The following is a 10,090-nucleotide window of genomic DNA, read 5'->3' on the forward strand; positions in this document are numbered from 1 at the left end:
CCCCCCCCCCCCCCCGCTCCCATAGGCCCCCACAGGGCTTATAGCCCGTCATCCCACCCGGGCGTCTCGGGAAACTGCAGCACCAGAAAATCCACCAGGCAACGCAGCGCCGAGGACATGTGCTTGCGCGATGCATACACCGCATACATGTTCATCAGCCGTGGTTCGGCGTGGGCCAGCAGGCGCACCAGTTCACCGCTGCGCAGATAAGGCCCGGCCTGGTAGCTGGGCAGCATCGCCACGCCGGCGCCGGCGATTGTTGCCTGGAGCAGCGTGCTGGCTTCGTTGGCGCTGATGTTGCCCTGCACCGGCACCGCGATCTGTTCGCCGTCCTGCTCGAAATGCCACAAGCTCTTGCCGACGTAGGAATGGGTCAAGCAGTTGTGCCGGCGCAAGTCCTCCACCCGTTGCGGTGTCGGCTGCTCGCCCAGGTAGCGGGGCGAGGCGCAGATCACCGAGCGGCACACCGTGAGGCGCCGGGCGATCAGGTTGGGATCGAGATCGTTGCTCATGCGGATCGCCAGGTCGATGCGCTCGTCCACCAGATTCACCGTGCGATCGAGCATCTGCAGGTCGACGCTTACGCCCGGGTAGCGCTTGACGAACTCGGCCATGGCCGACGCCAACTGGGCCTGGCCGAACGACGGGCTGGCGGTGATGCGCAGCATGCCCCGGGGCGCGTCTTCCGGCGTGCTCACGGCGGCTTGAATGTCGCCAGACAGTTCGAGCATCTGTCGGCAGCGCGGCAGAATCTCTGTGCCGGCGGCCGTCAGGCTCAGTTTGCGTGTGGTGCGGTGCATCAGCCGGGCGCCAACCCAGTCTTCAAGTTCCGCCAGGTAGCGCGACACCACCGGACGCGACAGGTCCAGATGCTCGGCCGCCGCCGATTGGCTGCCCAGGTCCACCACGGTTACGAACACCCGCATTGCTTGTAGACGATCCATGATCTGCCCGCTTTTAGAAACAAACTATGTCCCAGCATCGCATTTTTTGTAACGAGTCAGGCAACTAAGCTCTGTCCATTCCCTTGCGGACCCTTGGACGACGGAGCACAACATGACCGGATTCACCCCAATCAAACGCCTGCTGCTGGCGACCGCCGCATTGGCCTTCACCGCCCAGGCCTGGGCGGCCGACTTGACGCTCGATGTCTATAACCCCGGCGCCGCGGCGATTTTTCCGGTGACTTCGGTTCTGGTCAGCGGTGACAAGGAGGCAATCCTGGTGGACGCCCAGTTCGGCAAAACCCAGGCCGAGCAGGTCGTGGAGAAAATCCGCGCCAGCGGCAAACGGCTGACCACGATCTACATCAGCCACGGCGATCCGGACTACTATTTCGGCCTCGAAACCCTGACCGCAGCGTTCCCTGAAGCCAAGGTGCTCGCGTCGGCAGCGACCGTCGAGCACATCCAGCACACCGCCGACGGCAAATTGAAATACTGGGGGCCGATCCTGAAGGCCGATGCACCGGCCAAGACGCTCGTGCCCCAGGTACTCCAGGGCGACAGCCTGACGCTGGAGGGCAAGCGCTTGCAGATCATCGGCCTCGACGGCCCGCAACCGGACCGCAGCTTTGTCTGGATCCCCTCGATCAAGGCAGTGGTTGGCGGCGCGGTGGTGGCGGAAAACATTCACGTCTGGATGGCCGATACCCAAACGCCGCAATCCCACAAGGACTGGCTGGCGACGCTGGCGGGCATTGAAAAACTGCAACCGGCCACGGTGATCCCCGGCCATTACCTGGGTGAAAGTGCCCGCTCCCTGGCGCCGGTGCGCTTCACCGCCGACTACATCAAGGCCTTCGACGAGGAGACCGTCAAGGCCGAGGATTCCGCCGCGCTGATCGCCGCGATGAAACTACGCTATCCCAAGCTGGGGGAGGACAGCTCCCTGGAACTCAGCGCCAAGGTCGCGAAGGGCGAGATGAAGTGGTGAACACCCACCTTTGTTCCGGACGCCTTCGTGGCGAGGGAGCTTGCTCCCGCTGGGCTGCGCAGCAGCCCCCATACCAGCAAATGAGTTGTACCTGGCACACCGCATGAGCCATTTCTGCGACTGCTTCGCAGCCGAGCGGGAGCAAGCTCCCTCGCCACAAGAGCATGTATTTCAATATCGCTAATCACTGGAGAAGACCATGAGCAAAATCGCAATCATCGGCGCCACCGGCCGGGCCGGCAGCCAGCTGTTGGAAGAGGCCCTGCGACGCGGTCACAGCGTGACAGCCATTGCCCGCAATACGACCAAGATCGGCGAGCGGGCCGGTGTGGTCAGCAAGCAACTGGACGTACTGGACAGCGAGGCGTTGACCGCAGCAGTCACCGGCCATGACGTGGTAATCAGCGCCGCGCACTTTGCCACCGTGCCGGCCGATAAGGTCATCGCACCGGTGAAGGCCGCCGGGGTCAAGCGGTTGCTGGTGGTGGGCGGTGCCGGTTCGTTGTTGCTGCCGGATGACAGCCGTGTGATCGACAGCGAGGGCTTCCCTGAGGAATACCTGGCCGAAGCCAGTGCCGGTGCATTGTTCCTCGACGTGTTGCGCAAGGAACAGGACCTGGATTGGACCTTCCTCTCGCCCTCGGCGGAGTTCGTCGAAACCGAGCGCACCGGGCAGTTCCGTGTCGGCAAGGATCACCTGTTGTTCGACCAGGCCGGACGCAGTTGGATCAGCTTCGCCGACTACGCCATCGCGATGATCGATGAAGTCGAAAAGCCGCAGTTTTCACGGACGCGGTTTACCGTCGGCTATTGATCGCGGGGATCAGCCGTGAAGCCGCACCCAGACGCTGACCAGCAGCGTCGCCGCCATCAGCCAGGCGACGGCTGCTACGGCCAATGAGGCTTCGAGGCGCATGCGGTTGACCATCACGTACAGCGTCGCAAGATAGACGAAGTACGGAATGATCGACCACATGCCGAACACGATGGTGGTCTTCAGGTCGTCCACCGAGCGGCCCTTGCCGACGATGTAGTGGGCGATCAGGGCGAACGTCGGAAACAGCGGCACCAGCCCGGCGATGTAATAATTCCTGGTCTTGGCGAGCATCGCCAGGATGACCACTACGGCCGCGCCAAGCGCCGCCTTGAAAATCAGATCCACAGGTTTGCGTCCCCGGTCAGTGGCTCAAGCCATATTTTTTGACTTTGTCGAACAGCGTGGTCTTGGCCATGCCCAGTTCCTGGCTGGCCTGGGTCAGGTTGCCGCCGCTGCGTTGCAAGGCGTCCACCAGCAGGTTGCGCTCGAAGGCTTCCACTGCTTCGGCGAAAGCCAGGCCCTGGCTGCCCGCGCTGGCGCCGGACTTCTTGAAAGCCGGCAGGCCCAGGGCATAACGCTCGGCGACGTTGCGCAGTTCACGTACGTTGCCTGGCCAGTCATGGCTCATCAGGTTCGACAGGGTCTGGTTGTCCAGCTCCGGCACCGTGCGGTCGAAGCGCAGGGACGATTGCTGGAGGAAATGCTCGAACAGTTGCAGGATGTCCTCGCGCCGTTCGCGCAGGGGCGGCAGTTCCAGGGTGACCACGTTGAGGCGGTAATACAGGTCGCTGCGGAACTGCCCGGCCCGGCCCATTTCGTCGAGGTCGGACTTGGTGGCGGCGATCACGCGACAATCCACGGCCACGCTCTGGTTCGAACCCAGGCGCTCCAGGGTGCGTTCCTGCAACACCCGCAGCAGCTTGATCTGCAAGGGCAGGGGCATGCTTTCCACTTCATCGAGAAACAGCGTGCCGCCATCGGCGTGCTCGATCTTGCCGATCCGGCGTTTACCCGCACCCGTGAAGGCGTTGGCCTCGTGCCCGAAAATCTCGCTTTCGAACAGATTCTCCGGGAGCCCCCCGCAGTTCAGCGCGACGAACTGTTTGTCGTGGCGCCGGCTGAAATCGTGCAGGCAGCGGGCGACCAGCTCCTTGCCGGTGCCGGTTTCGCCCTCGATCAATACGTTGGCCGAGGTGTCGGCGACGTTGGCGATCAGCGCGCGCAAATGCTGCATGGCCGGCGAGCGGCCAATGATCCGGCCTTCCAGCGAATCGCGTTCGGCCAGTTTCCTGCGCAGCGATGAAACCTCCCGAGCCAGGCTGCGTTGCTCCAGGGCGCGGCGGGCGACGTCCACCAGGCGTTCGGGAGAAAACGGTTTTTCCATGAAGTCGTAGGCGCCTTTCTGCATGGCGCCGACGGCCATGGAGATGTCGCCGTGGCCGGTGATCAACACCACTGGCAGGCTGCGGTCGCGGGCCTTGAGCCGGGTCAACAGTTCCAGCCCATCGATGCCCGGCAGTCGGATGTCACTGATGACGATGCCGGCAAAATCATCGCCAACCCGTTCCAGGGCCTCCTCCGCGCTGCCCACGCCCACGCAGGGAATGTCTTCCAGGGTCAGGGCCTGCTGGCAACCCAACAGGACATGGGGGTCGTCTTCGACGATCAGAACGCTCAGGTCGTTGTTCATAGCGGCTCGGCAGGTGAAAGGCTTACCAACGGTAAACTGAGGATAAACGTGGTGCCACCGTCGTCCGGGTGCTCGACACCCAGATGTCCGCCCGCTGCGGCGCACAGGCTCGCCGAAAGCGTCAGGCCGAGGCCCAGGCCTTGTTCGCCGGGCTTGGTGGTGAAGAAAGGTTCGAACAGATGCTTGCGTGCCTGTGGATCGATGCCGTGGCCGTTATCGCGCACCCGCAGGCGGTATTTGCCATCGCTGATCTCGCCGGCCAGCGACAGTCTTGGCTCGGGTTGGACTTGCATCGCGTCCAGGGCGTTGCCAATCAGGTTCACCAGAATCTGCTCCAGGCGCGTCTGGTCGATTTGCAGCTGGACGTCTTCGAAAGCTGTCTGTGTCTGGACGCCAAGTTTTTCCAGACGCGCCCCGAGCAATTGCAGCGCGGCCTCGACGGCCTTGCCCAGGCTGGCGCGGCCCTTGTCGTCACCGCGCCGGGCAAAGGCACGCAGGCTGGCGGTGATCCGGCCCATGCGGTCGATCAGGTCGTTGATGGTCCTGAGGTTGGCGCTGGCAATATCCAGTTGGCCGCGCTCGAGGAAGCGCACCGTGTTGCCGGACAACGTGCGCAACGCGGCCAGCGGCTGGTTGAGTTCATGGGCGATGCTGGTGGACATCTGGCCGATGGCCGCCAGCTTGCCGGCCTGAACCAGTTCGTCCTGGGCGCGGCGCAGGGTCTCTTCGGCTTGCCGGCGTTCGCGGATCTGGCCTTTGAGCCGCTCGTTGCTGGCCCGCAGGTCGGTGGTGCGTTCGGTAATCCGACGTTCGAGCTGGTTGTTGGCTTCCTGCAACGCTTCGCGGGCGGCGAGGCGGGTGGCAATCACCTTGCGCCGCTCGTTCCAGGCGATCAGCAGGAAGGCCACCAGGGCAAACGCCACGGCCACCAGGATGCCCTGGTTGATCGCTTGGCGGCGCAGGTCTTCAAGCGGGGTGAGCAAGGTGAAATTCCACGGTGTGTCGCTCAACGGCCGGGTCTGCGAGAGGTAGCTGGTGGCCTGCTGGTCGGCGGCGATTTCGGTATTGGCCGGGAAGGTCAGCTTCTCCATGCCTTCGGCCAGTTGCTCGCGGGCCAGGGGGATCAGTTCGTTCAGCGGGAACCAGTAATATTGCAGGCTGCGGGCCAGGCGTTCCTTGGTTTCGTCGCTCAGCGGCCGTACCGACTTGAGCCGTCGCGCCGGATCGCTGGAGAGGATGATGATGCCGTTCTCATCGCTGACGAAGGCTTCCAGGCGTGCTCGCTGCCAGCGCTCCTCCATGGCTTCGAGACGCACCTTGACCACGGCCACGCCGATGATCTTGCCCCTTTCTTCCAGCCCATGGGCGAGGTAGTAGCCGGGTTCGCCGCTGGTGCTGCCAATGCCATAGAAGCGCCCCGGCTGGCCGCGCACGGCGTTCTGGAAGTAGGCGCGGAATGACAGGTCTTCGCCCAGGTAACTGTCGACGTCGCGCCAGTTGCTGGTGGCCATCACCCGGCCGGTGGTGTCCATGACATAGATGGCCCGGCTACGGCTGCGCCGGTTCAGACCTTCGAGGTATTCGTTGACGGTCTTGCGGTGTTCGGGTGTCGGGTCGTCGAGCAGTTTCGAGACGCTGGATTCAAGCTCCAGCAGGCTGGGCAAGTAGGTGTATTTGCTGATTTCGCTTTCCACCGCACGGGCATGCAGCTCCAGCTGGCGCTCGCCATTCTCGGCCAGGCCGCGGATGCCGTAGTGCTCGCTGATCCAGAAGCCGAGGTAACCCAGGCCGATCATCAGGGCAATGACCAGTGGCGGCAGGAACAGGTGGCGGATCAGGCGGGGTTTCACGGCGAGTGATGGCGGCGCGGCGCGATAGAGGGTGGGGTCGCATTTCATCACAGAAGCCTTGGGTCAACCACATCACTTACTCAAAGATCACCGCAGTCCCTTGTGGGAGCGAGCCTGCTCGCGAATGCGGATTGACATTCAGCATGAGGTTGACTGTCATGGCCTCATTCGCGAGCAGGCTCGCTCCCACAGGGATCGTGGGAGCTTCAGCAAATGTTCTTTTTAGTGCTGCAGAATTTTCTCAAGGAAATGCTGCGCGCGTTCGGAGCGGGCGCTGATGTCGCCGAAGAACTCTTCCTTCGGGCAATCCTCGATGATCTGGCCCTGGTCCATGAAGATCACCCGGTTCGCCACTTTGCGGGCGAAGCCCATTTCGTGGGTCACGCACATCATGGTCATGCCTTCGTGGGCCAGTTGCACCATCACGTCGAGTACTTCGTTGACCATTTCCGGGTCGAGGGCCGAGGTCGGTTCGTCGAACAGCATCACCACCGGGTCCATCGCCAGCGCACGGGCAATCGCGACGCGCTGTTGCTGGCCGCCGGAGAGCTGGCCCGGGTGCTTGTGGGCGTGGGCGGAAAGGCCGACGCGCTCAAGCAATTGCAGGCCTTTTTTGGTCGCTTCTTCCTTGCTGCGGCCGAGCACCTTGATCTGCGCGATGGTCAGGTTTTCGGTGATGGTCAGGTGCGGGAACAATTCGAAGTGCTGGAACACCATGCCCACCCGCGAACGCAGTTTCGGCAGGTTGGTCTTCGGGTCGGCAATGGAGGTGCCATCAACGACGATGTCGCCTTTCTGGAACGGCTCCAGGGCGTTGACGCACTTGATCAGCGTGGACTTGCCCGAACCCGACGGCCCGCACACCACCACAACCTCACCCTTGCTGACCTCGGTGCTGCAATTGGTCAGTACCTGGAAGTCCCCATACCACTTGTTGATGTTCTTGATAGAGATCATACGGCGAACCTTTTTTGCAGACGCTTGACCAGCAGCGAGGCGGCAAAGCTGATTGTGAAGTACACGAGACCTGCGATGATCAGGAACTCATTGGAGCGGCCGATGATGTCGCCATTGGCCCGCGAAGCATTGAGGAAGTCCACCAGGCCGACGGTGTAAACCAGCGAGGTGTCCTGAAACAGGATGATGCTCTGTTGCAGCAACAGCGGGGTCATCTTGCGAAACGCCTGAGGCAGGATGATCAGGCGCATGACCTGGCCATAATTCATGCCCAGTGCTTGTGCCGCGCCCATCTGACCCTTGGGGATCGACTGCACGCCGGCCCGGACGATTTCGCAGAAGTACGCCGCCTCGAACATCATGAACGCCACGACGCAAGAGCCGAACGCGCCGATCGGCGTGTCTTCGCCAGTGATCCAGCGCAGCACGAACGGCACCGCCAGGTAGAACCAGGTGATGACCAGCAGCAACGGGATCGAGCGGAAATAGTTGACGTAGGCGCCGGCGATGTTGGAGACCAGCTTGTTGTGGGACAGGCGCATCAGCGCCAGGATCGTCCCCAGGATGATCCCGCCGACGACGCCCAGGGCCATCAGCTTGAGGGTCATCACCATGCCGTTCCACAAACCGGGAATGGCCGGGATGATGCCTGTGAAGTCGAATTCCATTATTTACCCCCCACGGAGATCAGGCCGGGCACCGCGACTTTCTTCTCGACCATGCGCATCAGCAGCATCAGGCTCATGTTCAGGGTGAAGTAGATCAGGGTCGCCAGGGTAAAGGCTTCAAACAGGTTGGCCGAGAATTCGGCGGTCTGCTTGGTCTGCGCGAGCAGCTCCATCAGGCCGATCAGCGAGGCCACGGAGGAGTTCTTGAAGACGTTGAGGAATTCCGAGGTAAGCGGCGGAATGATGATCCGGTAGGCCTGGGGCAGCAGCACGTTCCAGTAGATCTGCGGCAGCTTGAAACCCATGGCGCGGGCGGCGGCTTCCTGGCCGCGGGGCAGCGCCTGGATGCCGGTGCGCACCTGCTCGCAAACCCGTGCGGCAGTGAACAGGCCCAGGCAGACGACGACACTCAGGTAGGCCGAGGTGGTCGGGTTGAGGTCCTGCTTGTACCACTCCTGCATGTCGGCGGGCAGCAGGTCCGGCACCAGGAAGTACCAGATGAACAGCTGCACCAGCAGCGGCACATTACGAAAGAGTTCCACGTAGCAAGTCGCGATGCCCGACACCAGCCGGTTCGGCACGGTGCGCATCACACCCAGGATCGAGCCCAGCAGCAGGGCAATGATCCAGGCGACGACGGCGATGGCTATGGTCCAGCCCAGGCCGGCCACGTACCAGTCGAGATAGATCTCGCTGCCCACGCCGGTGGACTTGAAGAACACGCCCCAGTCCCAGTTGTAATTCATCAGGGTCTCCCCTCAGATCGATCGATGTACAAATATCTGCAGGGGGAAGTCCTTTCCCGCCCAATCTTGATAATCGGGCACACATCGACGGCTCGACCGCACCGTTCGAGTGGTTCCTTGGATGCCAGCAGGGAATGACACACTCCTGGAAGGGCAGGCCCTTCCAGGAGGTAAGGTTAGTCAGAAATCAGGATTTCTTTTCGTCAGCCGCTTTGTCGGTCGGTTCTGCGATCAGTTTCTTGAGTTCGTCGCTCATCGGGAAGTTGAGGTTCAGGCCTTTTGGCGGAATCGGTTGCATGAACCATTTTTCGTAGATCTTGTTGATCTCGCCCGACGCGTAGGTGGCCTTGATGGCGTCATCGACAACCTTTTTGAACGGCTCGTCGCCCTTGCGCACCATGCAGCCGTAGATTTCGTACGACTGTGGAGTACCGGTTACTTCCCAGTCAGTCGCTTTCTTGGCCTTGGCGGCTTCGCCGGCCAGCAGCGCGTCGTCCATCATGAACGCGACGGCACGACCCGATTCCAGCATCTGGAAGGATTCGCCGTGGTCCTTGGCGGAGATGACGTTCATGCCCATCTGCTTGTCGGCGTTCATGGCCTTGAGCAGGCGCTCGGACGTGGTGCCGGCGGTGGTCACGACGTTCTTGCCCTTGAGATCGTCGAAATCCTTGTACTTGGAGTCTTTCTTGGACAGCAGCTTGGTGCCGATCTCGAAGATGCCAACGGAGAAGGCGACTTGCTGCTGGCGCTCGACGTTGTTGGTGGTGGAGCCACATTCCAGGTCCACGGTGCCGTTCTGCACCAGCGGGATACGGGTTTGCGAGGTGACCAGGTTGTACTTGACCTGCAGGTTCGGCACATCCAGCTCTTTTTTCAGCGCTTCGACGACTTTCAGCTGGATGTCGTGGGAGTAGCCTACGGGCTTGCCGGTAGCGTCCGCGATATAGGAAAACGGAATGGAGGCGTCGCGGTGGCCGAGCGTAACGACGCCGGACTCTTTGATCTTTTTCAGCGTGCCGGTCAGTTCGGCGGCGAAGACCGGAGTGCTGATCAGAGCGGCAGCAACGGCTGCGCCCAGGAGATGGGGAACGATGCGCATCGATGTTTCCTCGACATTGTTTTTTTTGTATTCGGCCGGTTCACCGGCCCTGAGTGCTTCGAATGCCTGGCAGCTCCTGTTGTGTTGGCGTACAGGCGTTCGTCTCCACGAGTGTAGAGCATGACTCGTGCCAGGCCAGTGGCATCTAGCTAACACCATGTTTTTAAAGGAAATTAATGTTTTGTTTCAGCTTTTTTTGCCGGTTGTTTATCCGGTTAGCCGAACTGACTGTCGGGTCGTGTTCGGAAAACCGAATAACTTGAGAGCTCATAAACTCCCCTGTGAGAGCGAGCCTGCTCGCGAAGGCGGCCTCTCAGTTCTACCA

General features: G+C 61.7%; 10 protein-coding genes. 2 read left to right on the forward strand and 8 right to left on the reverse strand.

The window, feature by feature from the left end; all coding sequences use genetic code 11:
* Nucleotides 1-38: 38 nt before the first annotated feature.
* Nucleotides 39-944, reverse strand: coding sequence for a LysR family transcriptional regulator (locus ACE04F_RS20010; protein WP_486109363.1), 906 nt, complete (start codon nucleotides 942-944; stop codon nucleotides 39-41).
* A gap of 112 nt (nucleotides 945-1,056) precedes the next feature.
* Here ACE04F_RS20010 and ACE04F_RS20015 point away from each other — a divergent pair, with 112 nt between their 5' ends.
* Complete coding sequence (locus ACE04F_RS20015; RefSeq protein ID WP_486109365.1) at nucleotides 1,057-1,935, forward strand: MBL fold metallo-hydrolase; 879 nt, start codon at nucleotides 1,057-1,059, stop codon at nucleotides 1,933-1,935.
* Between the two features lie 199 nt (nucleotides 1,936-2,134).
* Nucleotides 2,135-2,749, forward strand: coding sequence for an NAD(P)-dependent oxidoreductase (locus ACE04F_RS20020; RefSeq protein WP_486109367.1), 615 nt, complete (start codon nucleotides 2,135-2,137; stop codon nucleotides 2,747-2,749).
* Between the two features lie 9 nt (nucleotides 2,750-2,758).
* On the opposite strand, the gene ACE04F_RS20025 is transcribed toward ACE04F_RS20020, so the two are convergent.
* From ACE04F_RS20025 to ACE04F_RS20055, 7 genes are all read right to left on the reverse strand, one after another.
* The gene (locus ACE04F_RS20025) at nucleotides 2,759-3,088 is read right to left on the reverse strand and encodes a GlpM family protein (protein WP_486109432.1); all 330 of its coding nucleotides are present in this window, start codon (nucleotides 3,086-3,088) and stop codon (nucleotides 2,759-2,761) included.
* 25 nt (nucleotides 3,089-3,113) lie between these two features.
* Nucleotides 3,114-4,442 (reverse strand): two-component response regulator AauR, encoded by a 1,329-nt coding sequence (gene aauR, locus ACE04F_RS20030; protein ID WP_486109369.1) that lies wholly within the window; start codon nucleotides 4,440-4,442, stop codon nucleotides 3,114-3,116.
* A complete protein-coding gene (gene aauS, locus ACE04F_RS20035; RefSeq protein WP_486109371.1) occupies nucleotides 4,439-6,340 on the reverse strand; it encodes a two-component sensor histidine kinase AauS in 1,902 nt (633 codons plus the stop codon). Before aauS ends, aauR begins: the two co-directional genes overlap by 4 nt.
* Nucleotides 6,341-6,514: 174 nt before the next feature.
* A complete protein-coding gene (locus ACE04F_RS20040; protein WP_018614195.1) occupies nucleotides 6,515-7,249 on the reverse strand; it encodes an amino acid ABC transporter ATP-binding protein in 735 nt (244 codons plus the stop codon).
* Nucleotides 7,246-7,917: an amino acid ABC transporter permease gene (locus ACE04F_RS20045; RefSeq protein ID WP_014339892.1), complete on the reverse strand. Its 672-nt coding sequence runs from the start codon at nucleotides 7,915-7,917 to the stop codon at nucleotides 7,246-7,248. Before ACE04F_RS20045 ends, ACE04F_RS20040 begins: the two co-directional genes overlap by 4 nt.
* Nucleotides 7,917-8,663 (reverse strand): amino acid ABC transporter permease, encoded by a 747-nt coding sequence (locus ACE04F_RS20050; RefSeq protein WP_434569610.1) that lies wholly within the window; start codon nucleotides 8,661-8,663, stop codon nucleotides 7,917-7,919. Before ACE04F_RS20050 ends, ACE04F_RS20045 begins: the two co-directional genes overlap by 1 nt.
* A 187-nt stretch (nucleotides 8,664-8,850) precedes the next feature.
* Complete coding sequence (locus ACE04F_RS20055) at nucleotides 8,851-9,765, reverse strand: glutamate/aspartate ABC transporter substrate-binding protein (RefSeq protein ID WP_486109374.1); 915 nt, start codon at nucleotides 9,763-9,765, stop codon at nucleotides 8,851-8,853.
* Nucleotides 9,766-10,090 lie beyond the last annotated feature (325 nt).

The sequence above is a fragment of the Pseudomonas sp. AGC41 genome (assembly GCF_057334555.1).

What these genes read in the sequence shown, in the direction of transcription:
- ACE04F_RS20010 (WP_486109363.1), bottom strand. Translation starts at nt 944, where the DNA reads ATGGATCGTCTACAAGCAATGCGGGTGTTCGTAACCGTGGTGGACCTG.
- ACE04F_RS20015 (WP_486109365.1), top strand. Translation starts at nt 1,057, where the DNA reads ATGACCGGATTCACCCCAATCAAACGCCTGCTGCTGGCGACCGCCGCA.
- ACE04F_RS20020 (WP_486109367.1), top strand. Translation starts at nt 2,135, where the DNA reads ATGAGCAAAATCGCAATCATCGGCGCCACCGGCCGGGCCGGCAGCCAG.
- aauR (WP_486109369.1), bottom strand. Translation starts at nt 4,442, where the DNA reads ATGAACAACGACCTGAGCGTTCTGATCGTCGAAGACGACCCCCATGTC.
- aauS (WP_486109371.1), bottom strand. Translation starts at nt 6,340, where the DNA reads ATGAAATGCGACCCCACCCTCTATCGCGCCGCGCCGCCATCACTCGCC.
- ACE04F_RS20040 (WP_018614195.1), bottom strand. Translation starts at nt 7,249, where the DNA reads ATGATCTCTATCAAGAACATCAACAAGTGGTATGGGGACTTCCAGGTA.
- ACE04F_RS20045 (WP_014339892.1), bottom strand. Translation starts at nt 7,917, where the DNA reads ATGGAATTCGACTTCACAGGCATCATCCCGGCCATTCCCGGTTTGTGG.
- ACE04F_RS20050 (WP_434569610.1), bottom strand. Translation starts at nt 8,663, where the DNA reads ATGAATTACAACTGGGACTGGGGCGTGTTCTTCAAGTCCACCGGCGTG.
- ACE04F_RS20055 (WP_486109374.1), bottom strand. Translation starts at nt 9,765, where the DNA reads ATGCGCATCGTTCCCCATCTCCTGGGCGCAGCCGTTGCTGCCGCTCTG.